The 239-nt window shown below is 49.8% G+C and carries 1 protein-coding gene; it reads left to right on the top strand.

Annotated features, from left to right (window positions below):
• The coding region (locus AAEY79_RS16300; protein WP_407074219.1) for an ATP-binding cassette domain-containing protein at positions 1-239 on the top strand (239 nt) is incomplete at both ends.

Here is a 239-nt window from a genome sequence, read left to right as displayed (position 1 = left end):
ATTATCTGGTGGCCAACGCCAAGCGGTAAGCTTGCTCATGGCCTCTTTACAGCCATCCAAGATACTTTTGCTTGATGAGCATACTGCCGCCCTTGACCCTAAGACAGCCGCCTTTGTGTTAGAGCTGACCGATAAAATCGTCACTGATAATAAACTGACCACCATGATGGTCACGCACTCGATGCAGCAAGCCTTGGCACATGGCACCAGAACTGTCATGCTACATCAAGGACAAGTGG

Source organism: Psychrobacter sp. GW64-MNA-CIBAN-0177 (assembly GCF_040309585.1).
GTDB lineage: Bacteria > Pseudomonadota > Gammaproteobacteria > Pseudomonadales > Moraxellaceae > Psychrobacter > Psychrobacter okhotskensis.
The sequence above is the reverse complement of the archived record's forward strand: the minus strand, read 5'-3'. Positions and strand labels throughout refer to the sequence as shown.